The organism is Sphingobacterium puteale (assembly GCF_003627955.1).
GTDB classification, from domain to species: domain Bacteria; phylum Bacteroidota; class Bacteroidia; order Sphingobacteriales; family Sphingobacteriaceae; genus Sphingobacterium; species Sphingobacterium puteale.
The window spans coordinates 38,342-60,265 of record NZ_RBWS01000004.1 but is presented as its reverse complement, the minus strand read 5'-3'; the positions used below and the strand labels follow the sequence as shown (position 1 = coordinate 60,265).

19 protein-coding genes are annotated in these 21,924 nt (G+C 41.3%); 9 read left to right on the top strand and 10 right to left on the bottom strand.

Features of this window, described 5'->3' with window-relative positions; all coding sequences use genetic code 11:
- Window positions 1-118 precede the first annotated feature (118 nt).
- From D7322_RS04295 to D7322_RS04270, 5 genes are all read right to left on the bottom strand, one after another.
- Window positions 119-1,702, bottom strand: coding sequence for an MDR family MFS transporter (locus D7322_RS04295; protein ID WP_121121651.1), 1,584 nt, complete (start codon window positions 1,700-1,702; stop codon window positions 119-121).
- A 2-nt stretch (window positions 1,703-1,704) separates the two neighbouring features.
- Window positions 1,705-2,808 (bottom strand): HlyD family secretion protein, encoded by a 1,104-nt coding sequence (locus tag D7322_RS04290; RefSeq protein WP_121121649.1) that lies wholly within the window; start codon window positions 2,806-2,808, stop codon window positions 1,705-1,707.
- A gap of 14 nt (window positions 2,809-2,822) precedes the next feature.
- Window positions 2,823-4,133, bottom strand: a complete 1,311-nt coding sequence (locus tag D7322_RS04285) for a TolC family protein (protein WP_121121647.1) — start codon at window positions 4,131-4,133, stop codon at window positions 2,823-2,825.
- Window positions 4,123-4,740 (bottom strand): TetR/AcrR family transcriptional regulator, encoded by a 618-nt coding sequence (locus D7322_RS04280; RefSeq protein WP_121121645.1) that lies wholly within the window; start codon window positions 4,738-4,740, stop codon window positions 4,123-4,125. The genes D7322_RS04285 and D7322_RS04280 overlap by 11 nt, the downstream gene beginning before the upstream one ends.
- Window positions 4,741-5,068: 328 nt before the next feature.
- Entirely contained in the window at window positions 5,069-5,455 is a 387-nt protein-coding gene (locus tag D7322_RS04270; protein WP_245971250.1) for a DoxX family protein, read from the bottom strand.
- Between the two features lie 372 nt (window positions 5,456-5,827).
- Here D7322_RS04270 and D7322_RS04265 point away from each other — a divergent pair, with 372 nt between their 5' ends.
- Complete coding sequence (locus D7322_RS04265) at window positions 5,828-6,886, top strand: tetratricopeptide repeat protein (protein WP_147430286.1); 1,059 nt, start codon at window positions 5,828-5,830, stop codon at window positions 6,884-6,886.
- Window positions 6,887-6,907: 21 nt separating this feature from the next.
- Here D7322_RS04265 and holA read toward each other — a convergent pair whose 3' ends face one another.
- Complete coding sequence (holA, locus tag D7322_RS04260; RefSeq protein WP_121121639.1) at window positions 6,908-7,915, bottom strand: DNA polymerase III subunit delta; 1,008 nt, start codon at window positions 7,913-7,915, stop codon at window positions 6,908-6,910.
- A 188-nt stretch (window positions 7,916-8,103) separates the two neighbouring features.
- Here holA and D7322_RS04255 point away from each other — a divergent pair, with 188 nt between their 5' ends.
- The 8 genes from D7322_RS04255 to D7322_RS04220 all read left to right on the top strand — a co-directional run bounded on the left by D7322_RS04255 (window position 8,104) and on the right by D7322_RS04220 (window position 18,327).
- The gene (locus D7322_RS04255; protein WP_121121637.1) at window positions 8,104-8,565 is read left to right on the top strand and encodes a type I restriction enzyme HsdR N-terminal domain-containing protein; all 462 of its coding nucleotides are present in this window, start codon (window positions 8,104-8,106) and stop codon (window positions 8,563-8,565) included.
- A 170-nt stretch (window positions 8,566-8,735) separates the two neighbouring features.
- Window positions 8,736-9,437: an ATP-dependent Clp endopeptidase proteolytic subunit ClpP gene (clpP, locus tag D7322_RS04250; RefSeq protein ID WP_121121635.1), complete on the top strand. Its 702-nt coding sequence runs from the start codon at window positions 8,736-8,738 to the stop codon at window positions 9,435-9,437.
- A gap of 2 nt (window positions 9,438-9,439) precedes the next feature.
- Entirely contained in the window at window positions 9,440-10,690 is a 1,251-nt protein-coding gene (gene clpX, locus D7322_RS04245) for an ATP-dependent Clp protease ATP-binding subunit ClpX (RefSeq protein WP_077435192.1), read from the top strand.
- Window positions 10,691-10,910: 220 nt separating this feature from the next.
- Window positions 10,911-11,735, top strand: a complete 825-nt coding sequence (locus D7322_RS04240; protein ID WP_104382493.1) for an AMP nucleosidase — start codon at window positions 10,911-10,913, stop codon at window positions 11,733-11,735.
- A 498-nt stretch (window positions 11,736-12,233) separates the two neighbouring features.
- Window positions 12,234-13,397 carry an efflux RND transporter periplasmic adaptor subunit gene (locus D7322_RS04235; protein WP_245971249.1) on the top strand — a complete coding sequence of 388 codons (1,164 nt, stop codon included), beginning with the start codon at window positions 12,234-12,236 and terminating at the stop codon, window positions 13,395-13,397.
- Window positions 13,398-13,470: 73 nt separating this feature from the next.
- Window positions 13,471-16,626 carry an efflux RND transporter permease subunit gene (locus D7322_RS04230; RefSeq protein ID WP_121121632.1) on the top strand — a complete coding sequence of 1,052 codons (3,156 nt, stop codon included), beginning with the start codon at window positions 13,471-13,473 and terminating at the stop codon, window positions 16,624-16,626.
- Window positions 16,623-18,089, top strand: coding sequence for an efflux transporter outer membrane subunit (locus tag D7322_RS04225; protein WP_121121630.1), 1,467 nt, complete (start codon window positions 16,623-16,625; stop codon window positions 18,087-18,089). The genes D7322_RS04230 and D7322_RS04225 overlap by 4 nt, the downstream gene beginning before the upstream one ends.
- A 25-nt stretch (window positions 18,090-18,114) precedes the next feature.
- Complete coding sequence (locus D7322_RS04220; protein WP_121121628.1) at window positions 18,115-18,327, top strand: DUF6965 family protein; 213 nt, start codon at window positions 18,115-18,117, stop codon at window positions 18,325-18,327.
- Window positions 18,328-18,349: 22 nt separating this feature from the next.
- On the opposite strand, the gene D7322_RS04215 is transcribed toward D7322_RS04220, so the two are convergent.
- The 4 genes from D7322_RS04215 to D7322_RS04200 all read right to left on the bottom strand — a co-directional run bounded on the left by D7322_RS04215 (window position 18,350) and on the right by D7322_RS04200 (window position 21,916).
- Window positions 18,350-18,718, bottom strand: coding sequence for a response regulator (locus tag D7322_RS04215; protein WP_121121626.1), 369 nt, complete (start codon window positions 18,716-18,718; stop codon window positions 18,350-18,352).
- A 255-nt stretch (window positions 18,719-18,973) separates the two neighbouring features.
- Window positions 18,974-19,177: a YwbE family protein gene (locus D7322_RS04210; protein WP_121122101.1), complete on the bottom strand. Its 204-nt coding sequence runs from the start codon at window positions 19,175-19,177 to the stop codon at window positions 18,974-18,976.
- 240 nt (window positions 19,178-19,417) lie between these two features.
- Window positions 19,418-20,743, bottom strand: a complete 1,326-nt coding sequence (gene rseP / locus D7322_RS04205) for an RIP metalloprotease RseP (RefSeq protein WP_121121624.1) — start codon at window positions 20,741-20,743, stop codon at window positions 19,418-19,420.
- Window positions 20,744-20,758: 15 nt separating this feature from the next.
- A complete protein-coding gene (locus D7322_RS04200; RefSeq protein ID WP_121121622.1) occupies window positions 20,759-21,916 on the bottom strand; it encodes a 1-deoxy-D-xylulose-5-phosphate reductoisomerase in 1,158 nt (385 codons plus the stop codon).
- Window positions 21,917-21,924: the final 8 nt, after the last annotated feature.

The window sequence follows — 21,924 nt, the reverse complement described above, 5'->3', positions numbered from 1 at the left end:
CAGGTTTTTATTTTATGCCTTTCTGGAAATAAAAAAGCCCCCAAAAAGTGAAATTCCTTTTGAGGGCCAATAAAACGATATAAAATTTTGCGTCGATGGTTTCTGGTCCACACAGCGGTTAGTGCACACTGGACATATCGATCTGCGTCTTGCCCTGTTTGATCATCAGTACAAAAGGTACACAGATCAAAAATACAACCCCCAAATAGAGGAATACATCCATGTAAGACAGTACAGTTGCCTGCTTCATGACATTCATGTCCAGTATTTGATGCGCTTTGGCCAATGCCTCATTTGAAGCAAAGCCTTTCGCCTGAAAGCTCATCTGCAGCTGCTGTACACGTTGCTGTACCTCAAACTTACTCGGATCCAGATTGGAAACTAAGTCAACACGGTGCTTTTGAGAGTCACGCGCGATAAAAGTTGTGATCAGTGCAATACCAAATGAACCACCCAGCTGACGCATCATACCCGTAAATGCCGCTCCCTCACCGATGGATTTACCATGAAGGGTAGACAGGGATAAAGTCATTACAGGAACAAATAGCAACCCCAAACCTACCCCACGAAGGATAAGCGGCCAAAACATATGTTCAGATCCTGTATCGTTTGTCATTAGACTATACATCCAAAAACAAAACCCAAAGAAGATGCTCAATCCAACAGCAACCATATACTTCTGCGGAACACCATTCTGGATCATTTTACCAATAAATGGCATCATGATCCCAGTCATAATCGAACTTGGCAATAGCAATAGACCTGCATCCGTTGCCGTCCAACCCAATATCGATTGCGTATAAATCGGGATAATAAAGGTCGATCCAAATAAGCCGAAACCAAGGATAAAACTCATTACCACCCCTACCTGTAAATTCTTATCACGCAATACCCTCAGGTTAACAATAGGTTTGTCATATACCAGCTCCCGCCAGATAAAGAACAATAGTCCGAATACAGATAATATGGACAGACCTAAGATTAATGGGTCATCAAACCAATCATCCTGTTGACCATGTTCCAGTACGAACTGAAGTGAACCAATAAACATAATCAAAAAGATCACACCAAACCAATCCACCTCTTTTGCCGATTGCTTTTGGCTATATTTCGGACTACGCACAAAGGACAAGGTCAGCAAAGTAGCTATAATTCCCAATGGTACATTGATGTAAAAAATATAAGGCCAGGAGAAGTTATCTATGATATACCCCCCCAGAGGCGGACCTAATGTCGGTCCAATGATCACCCCCATACCGTAGATCGCCTGTGCCATACTACGTTTTTCTTTGGGATAGCTTTCTGTGATGATGGTCTGAGCAGTCACCAACAAGGCTCCACCGCCCATTCCTTGCAGAAAGCGAAATGCGACAAGCTCCCAGATATTGGTCGCGTTACCACACAAAAATGAAGATACTGTAAATATGATAATTGACGCCGCAAAGTAATTACGTCGACCAAACTGTTGGGACAACCAACTCGTCATCGGAATAACAATTACGTTAGCAATGGCATAAGCCGTAATAACCCAGGCCACGTCTGTCAATGTTGCCCCCAACGATCCTTTCATATCATTTAAGGCTACATTCACGATCGTGGTGTCCACGATTTCCAGCAAGGCACAGAGCACGGCTGTAATCGTGATGACTACGCGTCTAAAACCATATTCAACCAGACTATCTTGTTGATTTAAATTTTCCATAGTTATTGAACATGCACATCTACGTCAGCATTCATGCCCGGTCTGAGCAAAGCAACATTTTCAGCTTTATTATCTTTTGTCAATTTGATTTTTACCGGTAGGCGTTGTACTGTTTTTACAAAGTTACCAGTTGCATTGTCCGGAGGTAATAATGAGAAACGTGACCCAGTCGCCGGAGAAAAGGAATTGACCTCACCTTCAAATTCAATATTTGGATAAGCATCTACCTTAATACCTACTTTTTGACCGGGTTTCATTTTTTGCAATTGTGTCTCTTTGAAATTCGCAACCACCCAAGTTTCAATATTATCAACAATATAAAATAAAGATTGCCCCGGGTTGATCATCTGACCGGGCTGCACCTTGATATTCGATACCTGACCATCAACAGAGGCTAGCACAGCAGTATAAGACAGATTTAATTTTGCAGCCTCTAATTGCGCCTTCGCCCTTTTTATATTCGCCTCAGCAACAGACGTCTGTTTAGAAGCTACGGTAGTCTTACTTACGATGGCATTCCGTTGTGAAGCGCTTGCATTGCGTTGTTGTTGTAAGATTTCCACTTGTTTATCCGCTTCTAATTTAGTCGTTAAAGCCTGCTCATATTGCTGTTTCGTGATAGACTGATTATTATATAGATTTTGGTAACGGATATAGTCGTTGTTCGCTTGTTTCGCACGGATACGTGCTGCCTCAATGCTTCCTAAATTTGATTGAATCGTTGCGTCTGAGATCGCTACATTAGCAGAAGATGCCGAAACATCCGCCTTTGATACATCAAAGCTACTTTCCGCAGCAGCCAATGCAGCTTCTGCTTCGTCTACACGAACCTGATAATCTTGGCTCTCAATCGTAAACAAAGTATCCCCTTTTTTCACCAAATCATTGTCCTTGACGTAAACCTTGGTAATAAATCCCCCCACACGCGGGATAATAGGACTCATATTCTTCTCAACCTGCGCATCGTCAGTGGTCTCATGCGCTTGACCGTGCAAATATTTATAACCGCCGTAAGCCCCACCGAAGATGACCAAAGCGGCCAAAATAATTGTGAATTTTTTATTTGTACCTTTTTTTTCAGGTGCGTTTTCTACTGTATTTTCCATGTCTAGATTAATTGCTATTTAATATTTAATGACCCATTTGCCAACAGTAAGTCATAGTATTTTTCAATTGTATTTGCTTTGCTGATTGCCAGATTTATTTTGCTCTGAAGCTGTTGAACATCAGCCGTCAATAAATCATCCGTATCCGCAATTCCGTTATCATACTTATCTTTTGTGATACGGTAATTTTCAACGGCCTGATCTAAGGCCTGACGGTACACCACATCTTGTTTTTGTGCCAGCATATAGCTTTCATTCGCCTGTTGCACCTGAACTTTTACCCGGTCATTGAGCAGTTCTAGGTTCTCATCAATTTGCTTGATCCGGTTCTTAACGACATTCACCTCTCTCTTATTCTTATATAAAGAACCTATATCATAAGATATTCCAACACCTACCATGGCAGCGTTCGTTACCGTAACGACTTTCTGTAAACCAAAAGCATTATAACCAGCGGTTGCCGAAACTGTTGGCAATGTAGCCGCTTTTGTCACTTTCAACTGATCCTCCGCAACCAAGCGCTGAGACTCCATGGACTTCACATCAGAACGTACGGTCTTGGCAGTTTCATAAGAGGCCTTCAAACCTAAATCTAGCCCGTTCACTTCACCTAAATTGATCTGATCCAACTGTGTATCTTCGTCAATTTTCAGAAAATTAGCCAGTTGATAATTGAGCACCTTAATATTTTTCTGCGCTTCCTGAAGCGATACCTGATAGTTTGATAGCTGCAATTCCGCCTTTAACAGGTCGTTTCGCGCGATTAAACCATTGTCCAACATCGCTTTGAAATCTGAAACCCGTTGCTCAGACTGCTTGATATTTTCAGCAATCAACAAATTGGTTTGCTGCGCCTTATATAAACTCAGATAGAGATTCACAGCGCGCATAGCCAATTGTTCTTTACTAGCAACGGCGTTCCATTCCTCGGCTTTTAACACATCTTTTGCAATATCAATTCCCCCTTTGATCCGTCCACCTGTATAGATTGGCATACTCACAGAAGCCTGTCCCAACCACAATTGATTTGCAGCGATATCCGGTGCAGAGCCTCCGTCACCCAGTGCCAACTTTAGATTAACATTCGGCGTGGTCATCGCCATATATTGCCCACTCAATTTTGCATCAGGAAGCTGTTTCGATTTGGCACTTTCGACCTCGAGCTGTCTTCCCAATATTTTGGTATCGGCAGTTTTCGCTTCCACACTTTGGTTTGCAGCCATGTGAATTATTTCTTCCAAAGTCAGGTGCTTGTTGTCTTGTGCAAGCAAACCCAAAGGACTTAAAAGCAATAAAGCACTTAAATTGGCCAACTTATTTTTCATATGTCAATAAAGCTTTAATTGTTTTCTGTATGAATTCTGTTAACGTTGTTTCTATATAGTGGCCATAACCTTCGTCATCGGCTATTCCTAATTGATCCTGTAAAAAGACCTGATTCATCTGAAAGTTCATAAACGTCCCCATCATCATCGAATGAATCAAAATAGGATCATTGCCCGCTTTGAATACCCCGTCCGCTATACCTCCATTAATAATGGATGCAATGACCTCCAAATTGTGAATTTTTAATTTTTTGAAAGCATCCGAAATCAGCATCCGCTGTTTTAAGGTACTTTCAATTGCAATAACGCGATAGAGTTTCCGATGAGAGCTCATCGATTTAACATACCTGTCGACCATCACGTCAATTTTGTCAAGCGCGTTGCCGACTACTGAGAGTTCATCCACGTTGATCATGAAATCTGGAACGCGCCATTCAAAAAAGGTATCCAGCAACTTATCTTTCGACCCAAAATAATAGTTGATCATAGCCACATTAACATTTGCTTCATGTGCGATATCGCGCACGGACGTTCCATCAAAACCTTTTGTCGCAAAAAGTCGCTCAGCTGCAAGGAGGATATCTATTTGTTTATCGTTAAATTCCATGTAAAACCCTTAACTTTTTATAGCTAATTCTACCTGTTTATCCAACAGGTAAAATCGTCTTTTGTTAAATGCGGGACAAAGTTAAACAAACGTTTAATTTAAACAAGTGTTTAATTATTAAATTTATGTCAAAAAATACAGCAGTATATGTTGCACAAAAAGCTAAAAAATCATAATAAATTGATTTACAAAAAAATATACCGTATACAAAAAAAAACATTTAAAGGGTCTTTAAATGGTTTTTGCCCCGTTACAGCACAAAAAAATCCGATTAACTGGTCGCCCAACGCATCCATCAAACAAAACGGACGACAGATCAGGCTAAAGGCTATCTAAGTTTTTTTTCGGCAGGCCTAAAATACCAGGATACCGCAATTAGAACCAGGTAAAGCAATGCTGGAGCCATTAAACCAAAAGTATCCCCTACTATAAGATGGGAATACAATGCTCCAGTTGCCGTAAAGAAAATACCAGCATAAGCCCATTCCTTCAACAGCGGTCTCTTTGGTGACAGTAGCGCTATGACAGCCAAAATCTTCCAGAGACCAAGCAGCGGTAGTATATAGTGTGGATAGCCCAAATGATCTACATTTTGTCCGCCACCAGCTCCCTCAGTTTGGATGCTAAAGACCTGTATGATAGCGGTAGACGTCAATCCCAAAGACAACCATGCCGTTGCGACCCAATAAATTATTTTATCTCTCTTTTTCATCATTATATATATTATTTAAAATTGGCCAAACCAATATCCTGGTGGTCGACTTTGAACCCCATATGATATGGACTATTCACATCGGATTCTACGTCCAATAATTTTGCGAATAACACTGCTCCACTAGCCGCTTGTTATGCAGCATATCACGAAATTAAACCCCAGGCCGTCAATCCATAAATATTCAAGACTACATGTAGTTATTTAACTACAAATATACATGTAGTTATTTGACTACGAAATATTTTTTATTTTTTTTCCCAGATTAATGTAAATTCGAGTAATTTCTATTCCCAAGTGTTTTATAAGCATACAGCGGATTGAAATGCCAATCACATAGAGCACTACCAGTATTCAACATAAAACAGTATTCGATTGAAAATTTATCTTTTTACACTATTTGTGAGCCTAACGCTGCTTTCAGCAGCACAACCCCGGCATGTGAGGCTAATAGGCGCAGTTTCAGCGGACAATTTCGCTGCGTACTTTAATACAGACACGGTACAGTTAAGCCAGCTAAACACGAGCAAAACACCTGCAGGAGTTTTTGTTGCTTACAGAAAAGCTGATACACTTAATTTCAAGCATGAATTTTATAAGTGCTTTGGAGCTGAAGATTACATTAGGGTCGGATTGGCATTTTACGCGAGAAAAGGAAATGACTATCAGCTGTCCTTCAAAAATGACAATGCTTTCTTTTGTGCATCGTGCAATAATATGAGTTATTATGATGTAAATACCAGCCGCGATACGGTAAGCATCTCAATTTCGTGGGGGCCGAACGCGCATGGTCAAAATGAGGGTTATTGTTTTGTCTATAGACCGGCAACTAAACGCTGGCAACTGGCTGAACGAGATAATTCCGGATCGGATGACGAAGGTACATGCAGCAGAGAATATATGACCTATTCTAAAAACATCAAGGTGTATCTAGACGACTACAATGCTGAGTCCTTATCTTATGATTCCACAGTAGTAAGCAATCAACGGATTGGTCTGAGCTACAAGCCCGGAGACTATGCTGCTCTCCTTCGCTCGTTAAAAGAAATACCTAAAAATAGCCTATTTCTGCTACCTAGAGTTTTTAACGAGCATACAGCAAAGTATTTTATGGAAAACGGCTTGGACGAGGACCAGCCTGACAATACAAACCCGATTCATGGTAAAAATGTCCTTTCGGCCAATGAGATCGGTTATTTTCTGGAGCAGGCGAATCAGCTGGACGCGGCACAAATTTTTTTAGATAAAGTAATTGAGCGTTTTCCTGAGCGTGAGGTTGCCTATTTAAACCGTGGTGATGTGTTTTTCAAAAGAGGGCAATCTTCTTTCAAGCAAGCTGTTAAGGATTACCGCACCTACATTGCACTGATGAATAAACGTGGTATGCAGGCAAAAATTCCACAACGGGTCGTCAAATTTCTGAGCACACATTAGTCTTGAAGAACTTGCCAGCCCCTAACTTAAGATCCTATAAACCATTTCTTTGAGAATCTCCTCACTATTGAAATTGCTAGGCACATTGACGCCCTTTGATTTCAGGTCAGTCTCTTTGAGGACATTCAGTACATCAAAAGTTTTCCGGCGGTTGTAATTTCGGGCAGCCAGTTCATACTCTTTCAAGAAAAATGGATGCACCCCCAATTCCTTCGCGGCAATGGATTTATCAATGAGGTAATGGTATTTTAGTATTTTGGTGAAATAAGTAGCCACCTGCCCGACCACCATCACCAGCGGGTTATTCTTTGGGTTTGCCACAAAATAATCCACAATCTGATAAGCCTTCAAGGCGTTGCGCTTTGCGAGCGCGGTGTTGAGCTCAAATACATTGAAGTCTTTCGAAATACCAATGTTACGTTCCACATCATCTACGCTGATCTCCTGACTTTTCGGAACATTCAGCATCAGTTTATCCAATTCATTGGATACCTTGGCCAGATCATTCCCGAGATAATCCGCGATTAAACCCGCTGCCTGTGGATGTATTCGCCAGCCGGCATCTTTAAGATATCCGCCGATCCAAGGCGCAACTTTATCATCGTATAATTTAGCGGCATCGATCACCAATCCAGCCTTCTCAAACACCTTGTATATTTTTTTTCGCTTGTCAAATTTGCCATGCTTATAGCAAAATACCAAGATAGTTGTTGGTGTCAGATGTTCCAGATATTTAGTCAACAGCTCCTCTGTATCCGATTTCCATTTGAGTTCCTGGGCTTCCTTTACAATGATCACCTGATAATCGCTCATCATAGGATATCGTTTGGCGGCATTAACCACTGTGGAAATATCGATATCCTTGCCGTAAAAAACAGATTGATCAAAGCCTTTTTGTGCCTCATTCAGCACTGTCGATTCCAGTGTATCTGCGATGGTATCAATAAAATAACTTTCCTCCCCCTGTAGCAGATAGACCGGCTTAAAAGATCTGTTCTTGATATCGGATAAGATCGGATTTATGTTCATATAAGCGAAATTACGATTTTACCGCCAAATCTGCAGCAGTAAACCGGCCAGAATTCATCCGGCATTTGAGCCAATTCGGTAAAAGAGACCTAACCAATTGATTAGAAGAAGCAATTATAAAGACAAAAAAAACGCTTGGGGGATCTTATGATTTCCCTTTTTTTGCTAAAATTTTAGTATATTTGTGTATGTTTTCACCGACACCGCTCAATTTGCCACCATTCAAAGCTAAGATATCCAAAAAGAATAATGCGGTTTATATTTTTGATGAGTTGCGAAAAAAAGAGCTGGTATTGACGCCGGAGGAATGGGTCAGGCAACATTGGATAAATTATTTGGCATTGATCAAAAATTATCCCAAGTCACTGATGAATATTGAGGGCGGGTTAAAACTAAACAGTCTTCGGCGACGGAGTGATTTATTGATTTATAACAGTAAAGGACATAAGGTGGTTTTGGCCGAATTCAAAGCACCACATATCAAGATCACACAAAAAGTATTCGCACAGATCGCCAATTATAATTCGGTGCATCGTATCCCATACTTACTGGTGAGCAATGGCATAAATCATTATTATTGCAAAGTTGACTTTGATAACGAGTCGTATCAATTTATAGAAGAGCTTCCAGATTATGCTGAAATCGGCTAAGGACTTCTAAGTGAAATGGATAAAGCATAAGCCCTATTAATAAAATGCCTTTCTTTGCTGAAAGAGACCGTATCAAAAAAATGTAAAGTAGATGTAAAACATCTTTTCACTTTATTTGATTTTTAAAATATAGTTTTATATTAGTCCTACAGAATAGAAAAAATAAAAAGATGAATATAGATAAAAACGAATTCAGAAAATATGCAGTAAAGCATCACCGAATTGGAAGTCAACATGTTGACAGTTTTATTGCCCGCACAGAAGCTAGCATTCCGACCAATCTTACGCCGTACATCGTTGAGGAGCGTCAACTGAACGTTGCGCAGATGGATGTGTTTTCACGTTTGATGATGGATCGTATTATATTTTTGGGAAGCGGTATAGATGACCAGGTTGCAAATATTATCCAGGCACAATTGTTGTTTTTACAGTCTACTGACGCACAGCGTGACATCCAGATCTACATCAATTCACCCGGAGGAAGTGTTTACGCAGGTCTGGGTATCTACGATACCATGCAGTACATCACCCCGGACGTGGCGACAATCTGTACTGGTATTGCAGCATCTATGGGCGCTGTCCTACTTGTAGCAGGAGCAAAAGGAAAACGTGCAGCTTTACGTCACTCACGTGTAATGATTCACCAACCATCTGGCGGTGCGCAGGGGGTTGCTGCAGATATGGAGATCAATTTACGTGAAATGTTAAAATTAAAAGAAGAATTATATACCATTATTTCAGAACACTCCGGACAAACCTATGAGTGGGTGGAAAAATCTTCTGATCGTGACTACTGGATGAGAGCCAACGAGGCCAAAGAATTTGGTATGATTGATGAGATTTTACTTCCTAAGAAGGAGATTATTAAATAACGATGGCGAAGAATAACGATAGAGACATTCATTGTTCGTTTTGTGGGATAAGCAAAAATGAAGCTCAGATGCTCATTGCTGGAAATGGAGCACACATCTGTGACAGATGTATCCAACAGGCAGGAGAGATTTTGGCAGAAGAATTAAAACAACGTAAAAGCAAAACATTACAGACCGCATTAAAATTAATACGTCCCCAGGAGATCAAAACTCACCTGGATCAGTATGTAATCGGTCAAGATGACGCAAAGAAAGTAATTTCAGTAGCTGTTTATAATCACTATAAGCGTTTGAATCAAAAAGTGGATAAAGATGAAATAGAAATCGAAAAATCCAATTTGATTATCGTTGGTGAAACGGGTACAGGTAAAACATTATTGGCAAAGACCGTTGCCAAAATATTGAACGTACCTTTCTGTATTGTTGATGCCACTGTACTAACTGAAGCTGGATACGTAGGAGAAGACGTGGAAAGTATTTTAACGCGCTTGCTTCAGGCGGCCGATTATGATGTTGCATCAGCAGAACGTGGTATCATCTATATCGATGAAATTGATAAAATCGCACGTAAGAGCGACAACCCTTCCATCACAAGAGATGTCTCAGGTGAAGGCGTTCAACAGGCGTTATTAAAGATTTTAGAAGGTACGGTGGTCAATGTACCACCTCAAGGTGGCCGCAAACATCCAGATCAAAAAATGATCGCTGTTAATACCAGTAACATTCTATTTATCTGTGGTGGTGCATTCGACGGAATCCAAAAGAAAATTGCAAACCGTCTGCGCACACAAACGGTGGGTTATAAGATGAATGAAGATGAAGAGGAAATCGACTTGAACAATCTATACAAGTATATCACGCCTCAGGATCTCAAAAACTTTGGATTGATTCCAGAGTTAATCGGCCGTCTTCCAGTTCTGACATACTTAAACCCATTGGATAAGGAAACCTTGTTAAGTATTTTGACAGAACCAAAAAATGCATTGGTCAAACAATACAAAAAGTTATTTGAGTACGAAGGTGTTGAACTGAAATTTGATCCCGAAGTATATACTTTTATTGTAGATAAAGCGGATGAATTTAAACTTGGGGCCCGGGGGCTGCGAAGTATCTGCGAAGCGATCATGCTGGATGCCATGTTTGAAATGCCGTCAACGAAAGAACAAACGGGACAGAAAAGTTTGGAGATCACCTTGGACTATGCGAAGAAAAAATTCGAAAAATCCGATCTGAAAAAGCTTAAAGTCGCTTAAAAAAATCCCGTTCGCTGAACGGGATTTTTTTTTACTATTTAACCTCGTCACTGAATTTAATAACGCCCCTATCCATATTGAAATCCGTGAATAAAAAGCGCTTAAACAAGCTAAAGCATAATAAAAAAAGAATTAAAAATCTTATATTACAATAATAACATAGCCATAACGGAATGTTGACAGACAGATAAGAGATTCGTGAAATAAAAATTTGATGACTATGACAAAGAAAAGTACAAAAAATACGGTAAATAGCCCGATAACCCCAGGTTTAAAAACCAAAGAAGAAATCGTAAACAACTGGCTTCCGCGTTATACCGGAAGACCGCTGGAAGAGTTTGGAGAATATATCCTATTGACAAATTTTTCAAAATATATCCACCTGTTTTCGGAAATGCATGACAACGCTCCGATCTATGGCGAGGACAAACCCATGCAATCTGTCACTGCTGGCGGCATCACCATTATCAACTTTGGGATGGGCAGCCCAATGGCCGCAACGATCATGGATCTGTTATCCGCCATTGCCCCTAAGGCCGTTCTATTTTTAGGCAAAACCGGCGGTATCAAAAAGAAAATCCCAGTAGGCGAACTGATCCTCCCGATTGCGGCTATCCGTGGTGAAGGAACATCGAACGATTACTTTCCACCCGAAGTGCCCTCGCTACCGGCCTTCGCCATGCAGAAAGCGATATCCACAACAATCCGTGATCATCAACGCGACTATTGGACAGGAACCGTATATACCACCAATAGAAGAGTCTGGGAGCATGACAAAGCGTTCAAAAAATACCTGAAATCTATCCGCGCCATGTGTGTCGATATGGAAACAGCAACAATATTTAGCGTCGGTTTTGCCAACAAAATTCCAACAGGCGCTTTACTGTTGGTTTCTGACCAGCCGATGGTTCCGGAAGGAGTCAAAACTTCTGTCAGCGACGTCACGGTTACAGCTAAGTATGTCGAAGCACATATCAGTATAGGTATTGATGCCCTGAAACAGCTTATTAATAACGGACTGACTGTGAAACACCTTAAATTTTAAGCGTTTCAATAGAAAGAAAATTGACTGCAAATAGATTCTCCCAAAGGATAAGGAGTTCGGTCTCCAAAAACATCCTGAAAATCGGAAAAGAATAAAAATTGATGATTAAAAATAATGAGCCCGATATCGGGCTCATTATTTTCAATATGGGCTTCACACAGCCAGATTAATCGCCTCCGAAGCATGTTTGTATTCATTAAAAATCTACCATTTCTTTTAATAGCCAATCATCCGAATCCCTTCCGTAAAAGTTGAATGATCAGTAGCAAGATCAATTTACCGTTCGCAATATATTAGTTATACCGCTAACCAATACTCTCTGAAAAACAGCAACTTAAAACTAATAAACAGCATATTTGATTATTAACTGACCTGTTATTAACTATAAATTGAAACGTTAACAAATGTTAATTTGCACAATAATTAAACTATTTGGCGTTATAACTTGTAATAGTAATATTACAAATAGCACATATATCATAAATTTAATCAAGCATTGTGAAGAAAAAAACATTATCTATTTTCAGCGTCTCCTTATTGATTTGTTCGGTCTTAACCACCCAGGTAAGTTGTTCTTCAAGTTCTTCTAAAGAAAATAATAACAGAGAAAAGCCTGTAGCACTACCAGTTTATACTGTTGTCAAGTCAGATGCTACCACAATCAAGGATTATTTAGGTACCATTGAAGGAAAAGTGAATGTTGAAGTGAGACCCCAGGTTGAAGGTTTACTGCAGGAAATCTATGTTGACGAAGGTTCTTTTGTGCAAAAAGGACAAAAACTATTCAAAGTAGACCCTTCTACTTATCAAGAAAACCTAAACAATATGGTCGCAACGGAGCAGGTTGCACGGGCCAAACTTAAAAATGCACAACTCGAAGTGGACCGTTTGAAACCATTGGTTCAAAATGATGTCATTTCAGAGGTAAAGCTGGCCTCCGCAAAATCTGACTATCAGGTCGCCAAGGCCACCCTAGATCAGGCCATTGCTGCTGTACGTTCGGCACAGATCAGCAAAGACTTTACCATTATCACCGCTCCTGTAAGCGGTTATATCGGACGTATTCCAAAACGTATCGGTAATTTGGTTTCCAAAGGTGACAAGGAACCCCTCACCTACCTTTCCGATATCCAGGAAGTCTATGTTTATTTCTCCATGAATGAATCCGACTTCCTTTACTTTTCAAAGGCACAGGCAAAAAAAGACAGCATTGAAGGTAAGAAATACAACCAAAACCAAAAACTGGTATTTCCCCAGGTTACACTCGTTCTCGCTGATGGCGAAGAATATCCTATCAAAGGAGTTGTTGACGCTGTCAATGGACAGATCAACAGAACTACAGGGGCGATCTCTTTACGTGCGACTTTTCAGAACCGGGATAACATCCTACGTTCGGGAAGCAGCGGTACATTAAAAATTGCCGAAGTAAAAAAAGATGTACTCCAGATTCCGCAGATTGCGATCAATGAATTGCAGGATAAAACCTTTGTTTACATATTGGATCAAAATAATAAAGCGCAACGCCGCAATATCCAGCTTTCCGGTAAAAGTAAGGGCAATTACATTGTGTACTCCGGTCTCAAGGAAAACGACCGTGTTATTACCAGCGGATTTGATAAACTAACAGATGGCTCAACCGTAGCCCCTATTCCACAAAAATAATTAGCGCACGTTTTTACGTATTTACGGCAATCCTTTTTCAGGTCTGCCTGAGGTATGTCTAAAATTCTTATATATGTTAAAAACCTTTATAAATAGACCTGTCTTAGCGACAGTCATTTCTATTATTTTAGTCATATTGGGCTTGGTGGGATTAAAATTGCTCCCTGTCTCCCGATTTCCCGAAATCGCACCGCCGAGTGTCCTCGTATCACTGAGTTATCCAGGTGCCAATGCGGAGACCGTGGCGAAAAGTGTACTGCTTCCCATTGAAGAGGCTATTAATGGCGTCGAAGATATGACCTATATTAAGTCGTCCGCCTCCAATTCCGGTTCGGGAAGCGTTTCTGTCTATTTTAAGACCGGAACCAATCCGGATATTGCCTCTGTCAATGTGCAGACCCGTATCTCCAAAGCCATCAGTTCCATTCCTGCTGAAGTAAACGAGGCTGGGATTACCGTTATGCCTCGTCAGACGGGTGTCATCATGACCATCAACCTCTATTCAGATCATCAGGATAAAGCCTATGACGAGACCTTTCTGCAGGCCTACGCGCAGATCAATCTGATGCGGCCCCTATTACGTGTAGACGGTGTCGCACAGGTATCCCGGCTCGGTGCAAGGGATTATGCCATGCGGCTCTGGCTGAACCCTGAAAAGCTGGCCCTATATAACTTGGTTCCCCAGGACATTATGGATGCCATCAAAGATCAAAACTTTGAGATTGCTCCCGGTAAATTTGGGGAGACTTCCGACGAGGCATTTGAAACCGTCATTCGGCATAAAGGACGTTTTACGACACCCGAAGAATTTCAAAGTATCGTCATCAAGACAAACAACGACGGGTCGGTCCTCTACCTCAAGGATGTAGCGCGGGTAGAATTTGGCGCCACCAATCTCAGTAGCGACAATAAGGTCAACGGTCACCCTGGATTAACCCTTAATCTGACGCAAACCAGTGGTTCCAATGCCCACGATATCGACATAGCCGTTCGAAAAGTGCTCGAAGAACAAGCCAAGACATTCCCAAAAGGATTACATTATGAGGTGACTTATTCCGTGCGTGACCAGATTGATGAATCCATCAATCAGGTTGAACATACTCTCTTCGAAGCCTTTATCCTGGTTTTTATCATTGTTTTTATATTTTTACAAGATTTTAGATCCACCTTAATTCCGGCGATTGCCATACCTGTCTCTTTGATCGGTACTTTCTTTTTCCTACAGCTCTTTGGTTTCTCGCTCAATGTATTGACGATGTTTGCCTTGGTGCTGGCTATCGGTATTGTCGTGGATGATGCAATCGTTGTTGTTGAAGCTATCCATGAAAAGATGCACAGTACGGGACTAAAACCCAAAGCTGCAACATTGTCGACCATGTCAGAAATTACGGGCGCAATCCTCTCAATTACTATGGTCATGGCGGCAGTATTTTTACCGGTCGGTTTTATGGAAGGACCTGCGGGTATCTTTTACCGACAATTTGCGTACACGCTGGCAACAGCGATCTTGATTTCGGCGCTGAATGCACTGACATTGAGTCCTGCCCTATGCGCGCTATTACTAAAGGTACCAAAGCATCAACAAGAAGACGAGCAAAAGTCAAGAATCAACCAGTTCAAAGATCGTTTCTTTAAAGCATTCAATACGTCTTTTGATCGTCTGACGGCCCGATACGTAACCATTGTACAGTTGTTGATCAATCATAAAAAAATAGCTTGGATAGGCCTGATATTGGTTACTTCGATCGGTGTAACTTTGATGATCAGAACACCGAAGAGTTTTATTCCGACCGAAGATGACGGTTTTATCACCTATAACATCGCCCTGCCTCCCGGGGCTTCGTTAAGCCGTACCACAGAAGTACTCCGTCGTGCTGACAGTATATTGAAAAAGAGAAAAGATATCGAAGGCATGACCACTGTATCTGGCTTCAATGCACTGGACGGTAGTTCAAGCCCTGCCTTTGCCGCAGGTTACATTATCCTTAAACCGCATGCCAAACGTAAGCACATTAAAGATATCAATGCTTTTATGGATACCATAAGAAACGACTTGGCACAGATAAATGAGGCTACATTTACAGTATTCCCGAGACCAACAGTACAGGGATTTGGTGATTTTGCGGGTATTGAAATGGTTCTTCAAGACCGTATGGGAGGAGACGTCAGAGATTTTAACACCATTGCCGATACCTTTATCAGTCAGCTGAATACGCGTTCTGAAATCCGTAGTGCCTACACCAGTTTCAAATCCAATTTCCCACAATATGAGGTAAACATTGATGCCGTAAAAGCGAAATCACTCGGTGTTGAGATCAAAGATCTGATGTCTACGATCCGTTCCTACTTTGCGCGTGTACAGGCCAGTGACTTCAATCGCTTTGGCCGGCAATACCGCGTATACGTGCAGTCCGATTTTGATTTCCGGAAAGATCCGGAATCTTTCAATTCAATTTTCGTACGGAACAACAAGGGCGAGATGGTACCCATCAATACCATTTTGACATTAGAAAAAACCGTCGGTCCTGAAACTATTACCCGTTACAATTTATACAACGCCATTGCGGTCAATATCACACCGGCCGAAGGCTTTAGTACCGACGATGCCATGCAGGCCATCCAAAAGCTGGCGGACGAAAAGTTACCCGGAAATTATGGCTTTGAATGGACGGGAATGAGTTACGAAGAGAGCCAATCCGGCTCTCAGACCATTCTGATCTTTGTTTTGAGTATCTTATTTGTTTACTTTTTGCTTTCGGCACAGTATGAAAGCTATATCCTGCCCTGGGCGGTTTTGCTGTCCATACCTGTTGGCCTGATCGGTGTTTTTTCAGTGATCAATCTTGTCGGCTTACAGAATAACATCTATGTACAGGTTGGTTTGATCATGCTGATCGGTCTGCTGGCTAAAAACGCAATCCTCATTGTAGAATTTGCCGTTCAGGAACGCAAAAATGGAAAAAGTATCGTGGAAGCAGCGATCAGTGGGTCGAAACTGCGGTTGAGACCGATCCTGATGACCAGTCTCGCATTTGTAGCGGGTCTGGTTCCGCTGATGTGGACGGTTGGCCCATCGGCCATTGGTAATCACTCCATTAGCTTCAGTGCTGCAGGGGGAATGTTATTTGGTGTTGCCTTCGGCATCTTTATTATTCCGGTACTATTTGTGGTTTTCAAAGGTCTGGATGAAAAATTACAGAATAAACTCGCTAAAGAAGAAGAAGAATGAAGAACATAAAAAAATACATTTCAGCGCTATGTCTAGCTACGGGGCTACTAATTTCGATGAATGCCTGTAAAATCGGTAAAGATTATGTTCAGCCCAAATTACAACTACCCAGTACCTTCCGTGGCGATACATTGGATTTTTTTGGAGATACCTCAAGTATGGGGCTGATCCATTGGAAAACCTTTTTCCATGATCCCACACTCAAGATGCTGATCGATTCAGCGCTTGCTAACAATTTTGAGATGAAAACAGCACTGCTGAATCTGCAGATCTCCAACAACCTTCTAGCACAGAATAAATCAAATTATTTACCAAGTGTAGGTGCCACCATAGCCAATGGAAGCCGTACCTGGCGATCGAAAGATTTTGGAAGTGGCCCCTTGACAAAGTATTATGACCGCAAAGGTGAAAAAGCGCCCGAAAATAGGTTTGTCTACCAATCCCAGTTTGGCTCTGACATCAATTTCAGCTGGGAAATAGATATCTGGAAAAAGATCAGCAGCAAACAAGAGCAGCTTTTAGCTGAGTATCTGGACACACAAGAAGCCAAAAATGCGATTCAGACCAATATCATTACGTCTGTCGCCAAAGGCTATTTCAACCTGCTGATGTTAGATGCTAAGATCGAAGTAGCCAAACGTAATGTTCAGCTGAACGACAGCACATTGCGCATGATCAAGCTCCAATACACCGCTGGAGAGATCACTGCACTTGCTATCCAGCAAACAGAGTCCCAGCGTCTGCTAGCAGCCTCACTGGTACCAGAATTGGAAAAGCAGATTGTTATTCAGGAGAATGCCCTTCAGACATTAACGGGAAAACTACCCGACAGCATCAAGCGCGGGACTTCATACGAACATCTCTTTGCGGAAAGCAAAGAGATATCCTTAGGTTCACCTGTCGAAATCATACGAAATCGACCGGATATCCGCTCCTCCGAGTTTCAGCTGATGGCCGCCAATGCGAACGCCAATATTCAGCAGGCTATGCGCTATCCTTCGTTCAATATAGGCGGTGTATTCGGTGTAAATGCGATGCTTCCCCGAAACTGGTTCAATATTCCCGGAGCCTTATTAGGTGGTATCACTGGCAATCTGACCACACCTATATTCAAGAACAAAACATTAAAAACACAATATGAAGTTGCGAAACTGGAACGGGATAAGGCCGAAATCCAGTTCCAACAGAAAGTGGTTGAAGCCGTTGCCGAAGTCTCCAATGCTGTAGTAACAGTAGACAAGCAACGGGAACAGCTTGAACTAGCAAGAAAAAGAGTGGACAATGCACATCTTGCTGTAAAAAATGCAAACTTACTCTTCAAAAGCGGGTATGCAACGTACCTGGAAGTCATCACCGCCCAAAGCAATGCCCTGGATAGCGACTTAGATCTCGTCGAATTGCGCCAGCAACATCTGGATGGATTCTTAGATCTTTACCGATCTTTAGGTGGTGGTTGGAGATAATGATTTAAAACTCTATTTTTGTATTATGACACCAGAGGAATTACAAGAATATTTTCGGTCGCGGGACTTGCCCAAATCACTGGAAATACAACAAGATATGCAAGTATTTGATGTGGAGCGATTTATCAGCACAAGTTTTATCCATGTTGGATTATGGAAAAAAGACCTGAGCAAATGCCCTTCATGGGTCAGGCTCTTAAAGTTTAAAGAAGCACTGGAAAATAGCGAAAAAGCCTAACGAATGTTAGGCTTTTTATTTTTTAGCTAAGTTGCTTCAACAATACGGACATCTCCTCCTTCGAAAAAATCTGCTCCGCTCCCCCCGCCAGCATTTCAAGGCGTTCACTCTCATCACTGCTCGAGGTAAGGCCAAAAATACGAATGGTGGGGAACTTTTCCCTGACTATCTTCGCAGTTTCAATGCCATTTAAGATGGGCATGTGCAGATCCAATATACATACCTCAGGGAGCGCGTTTTTATGTTCAGTCAAATACTCGATCAGATCTCTACCATTAGCAGCGCAATAAATTATTTCCAATGAATGGGATTGGGCCATTGCCTTCATCATGACATGATGGATCATCGCATCATCTGCGTAGACAATCTTACATTTGCTTTTGGTATCCATTCGAAAAAGATGTCATTCAACTAATTAATATAATAAAATTCTATAAATATGTGATAAAAATAAAAAATTTGGTAAGAAGTTAGTAAAAATTATGTTAATATGCAAATCTTATTAAAAAAGTGCACAACAGCTCTTCCATTAAATTCAATTAGCTCGAATAATAAGAACATCATTAGGTAGTAAAATGTTGATTAGACAATAAGTCTAACTCATTTGGATTAGTCGAAGATTTAATTTCACGACAACATGATACCATTAAAAGTCATCCGCTATAATTTCAGCCACTCGCCCCACCTGGCCGTCCGTCAGTCTTACTTTTATCCCTCTTGAATGATAAGATGAGGATGTCAGTAAATCCTTTACAATGCCTTCTGTGAGATTGCCGCTGCGTTGGTCTTTTTTCAAAATAATATTGACCAGCATTCCTGGTTTTACGTCCGCTCTATTTCTTCCGTCCATGGTCAAATGTAAGAAATAAAAAAGGAGTTTTCCAAAAGAAAACTCCCCTATTTTTGTTGAATTATTTATTTTTTTTCCTCCCCTATATAAGCCGGGGGGCCTCGAAGTGATCATCATGGCCTATATTTTTTATTTTCAGCAATATACGTCAGCGACTAATGTATCTTGGCTTATTACAACAAAATCGCTCGGAATACCATCTTAATGATGGTGTTCCATCACAGCTACACGTCATTTAATCTATTTGAACAACTTAAAAATATCATTTCCGAAAATGAACACCATCAGGCCCAAAAGAATAAAGAATCCGACCATTTGTGCTTTTTCAAGAAATTTTTCACTCAGTGGTTTCCCCTGTATCATTTCGATCAGTAAAAACAGCACGTGACCACCATCCAATGCCGGAATAGGCAATAAATTCATAAATGCAAGAGCCATTGAAAGCATCCCGACCAAAGACCAGAAACGGATCCAGTCCACTTCGGTACCAAACAATGTGGCAATACCGATAGGCCCGGACAGTGCTTTATCAGCACGGACTTCGCCTTTGAAAATTTTACCGAATCCTTTGGCATTATCTGTAATCACTGTAAATGCTTTCTTAGCACCGATCGGAAAAGCCTCCATAAGGGTATAATGCGTTGTAAACGACTTAATCGAATTGTCATGGTTGACACTGATACCTAACATGGCATCCGCAGGTACATTTCCTTGTAGAGAAACCTCCGCTCCTGAACGGATTACTTTAATGACAACAGGCTTGTTGATATTTGCTTTAACTAACGTTCTAAATTGATCAAAGAAAGGTACCGGAGTCTCATTTAGGGCAACAATACTATCTCCTTTAATGAAGCCCATTTTGCTTGCCACCGATCCCGGAGCCACCTGTGCGACACTTGTTGTTTTAAAACGAGGCTCAATAAACTTTTCCCCCTTTTTATCGGACAAGGTATTCAATAGGTCTGCCGGAACCTTGATTTCTGTTGTCGCGCCATCACGTTCTACCGTGAGAGCCACCCCCCCCATCAATACTTTCGAACTGATTAACTCGGAGTAATTTTCAACGCGTTGCCCATCTATTGCGACTACTTTATCACCGGCCTTCAGACCGATAGATTCACCGATAGATCCCGGTACGATACCATTTACCAATTGATCCATTTTGACATCTGTATTGCCCATTTTGAAGGTCAACATCCAAAAGACAAGAACACCTACGACAATATTGACAATAATACCGCCCAACATCACAATCAGACGTTGCCATGCCGGTTTGGAGCGGAATTCCCAAGGTTGTGGCTCGCCCTTCAATTGTTCTGTATCCATTGACTCGTCAATCATACCGGCAATTTTTACATAGCCACCCAAAGGCAACCAGCCTATACCATACTCACAGCCTTTATAATTGAATTTGAACAACTTCACTCCCCATGCATCAAAGAACAAATAGAATTTCTCCACTTTAATGCCAAATGCACGTGCTGCTAAAAAATGTCCTAACTCATGTAGAACAATTAAAATTGACAAGCCTAAAATCACTTGTCCGACCATAATTAAAACACCCATGTATGCTTTCTATATTTAATCTTTGATTATTTCTTTTGTTATTAACCGCGCCAACCGATCAGTTTCCAAATAGTCTTCAAGTGTCGGATTGGCTATAAATTCCACTTTATCCAAGGTACGTTCGATTACATCGCTCATTTCCAGAAAACCAATTTTATCGTCTAAAAAAGCGCCTACAACGACCTCATTAGCGGCGTTCAGTATACAGGATTTATTTCCGCCGGCACGAAGAGTTGCGTAAGCCAGTGCCAAGTTACGAAACGTTTCCATGTCCGCTTTTTCAAAATGAAGCGTTGGATAGTCCATAAAATTGAACCGTTCGAAATTATTTTCAAATCGGGCAGGATAAGTCAATGCGTATTGAATAGGCAACTTCATATCCGGTACACCCATTTGTGCTTTCATGGAACCATCTTTGAATTGGACCAGGGAGTGCACGATTGACTGAGGATGTACGATAACATCTACCTGATCAATGGCAAGATCGAAAAGCCATTTTGCTTCGATTACTTCCAATCCCTTATTCATCAATGAAGCGGAATCTATCGTAATTTTTGCTCCCATAGACCAATTGGGATGTTTTAAGGCCTGTGCTTTCGTTACCTGCAGCAGCTCGTCCCGCTTTCTTCCACGAAAAGGACCACCAGATGCCGTCACATAAATTTTTTCAATGGGGTTTTGCTCCTCACCGACCAGACATTGAAAGATTGCCGAATGTTCGGAATCTACAGGCAACATATGGACACCATATTCTTTGACCAGGGCCATGATCAGCTCCCCTGCGACCACAAGGGTCTCCTTATTGGCCAGGGCAATATCTTTCCCAGATCGGATGGCCGTTACCGTAGGTTTTAATCCTGCAGAACCAACAATCGCATTTAAAACAATAGCGATTTCGGCATATTGTACCGCTTCGATCAGGCCCTCTTCGCCGTATAATACAGCTGTCTCCTGAGATGCTAAGGCTTCTTTAACTTTTTTGTATTGGATCGGATCGGTCACAACGACCGATTTTGGTTTAAACTCTAAGGCTTGTTTGATCAATAATTCGCCATTGCTGCCGCAAGTCAGAACAACTGCCTCAAACTTATCCGAAAAGGCTCTAATAACATCCAAGGCTTGTGTACCGACACTACCCGTTGCCCCTAAAATGGCAATTCCTTTTTTACTCAAAACCTTCT

Excerpts from the sequence above, each read along its gene's own strand:
- D7322_RS04295 (WP_121121651.1), bottom strand. The coding sequence starts at position 1,702 with ATGGAAAATTTAAATCAACAAGATAGTCTGGTTGAATATGGTTTTAGA.
- D7322_RS04290 (WP_121121649.1), bottom strand. The coding sequence starts at position 2,808 with ATGGAAAATACAGTAGAAAACGCACCTGAAAAAAAAGGTACAAATAAA.
- D7322_RS04285 (WP_121121647.1), bottom strand. The coding sequence starts at position 4,133 with ATGAAAAATAAGTTGGCCAATTTAAGTGCTTTATTGCTTTTAAGTCCT.
- D7322_RS04280 (WP_121121645.1), bottom strand. The coding sequence starts at position 4,740 with ATGGAATTTAACGATAAACAAATAGATATCCTCCTTGCAGCTGAGCGA.
- D7322_RS04270 (WP_245971250.1), bottom strand. The coding sequence starts at position 5,455 with ATGATGAAAAAGAGAGATAAAATAATTTATTGGGTCGCAACGGCATGG.
- holA (WP_121121639.1), bottom strand. The coding sequence starts at position 7,915 with ATGAACATAAATCCGATCTTATCCGATATCAAGAACAGATCTTTTAAG.
- D7322_RS04255 (WP_121121637.1), top strand. The coding sequence starts at position 8,104 with ATGTTTTCACCGACACCGCTCAATTTGCCACCATTCAAAGCTAAGATA.
- clpP (WP_121121635.1), top strand. The coding sequence starts at position 8,736 with ATGAATATAGATAAAAACGAATTCAGAAAATATGCAGTAAAGCATCAC.
- clpX (WP_077435192.1), top strand. The coding sequence starts at position 9,440 with ATGGCGAAGAATAACGATAGAGACATTCATTGTTCGTTTTGTGGGATA.
- D7322_RS04240 (WP_104382493.1), top strand. The coding sequence starts at position 10,911 with ATGACAAAGAAAAGTACAAAAAATACGGTAAATAGCCCGATAACCCCA.
- D7322_RS04230 (WP_121121632.1), top strand. The coding sequence starts at position 13,471 with ATGTTAAAAACCTTTATAAATAGACCTGTCTTAGCGACAGTCATTTCT.
- D7322_RS04225 (WP_121121630.1), top strand. The coding sequence starts at position 16,623 with ATGAAGAACATAAAAAAATACATTTCAGCGCTATGTCTAGCTACGGGG.
- D7322_RS04220 (WP_121121628.1), top strand. The coding sequence starts at position 18,115 with ATGACACCAGAGGAATTACAAGAATATTTTCGGTCGCGGGACTTGCCC.
- D7322_RS04215 (WP_121121626.1), bottom strand. The coding sequence starts at position 18,718 with ATGGATACCAAAAGCAAATGTAAGATTGTCTACGCAGATGATGCGATG.
- D7322_RS04210 (WP_121122101.1), bottom strand. The coding sequence starts at position 19,177 with ATGGACGGAAGAAATAGAGCGGACGTAAAACCAGGAATGCTGGTCAAT.
- rseP (WP_121121624.1), bottom strand. The coding sequence starts at position 20,743 with ATGGGTGTTTTAATTATGGTCGGACAAGTGATTTTAGGCTTGTCAATT.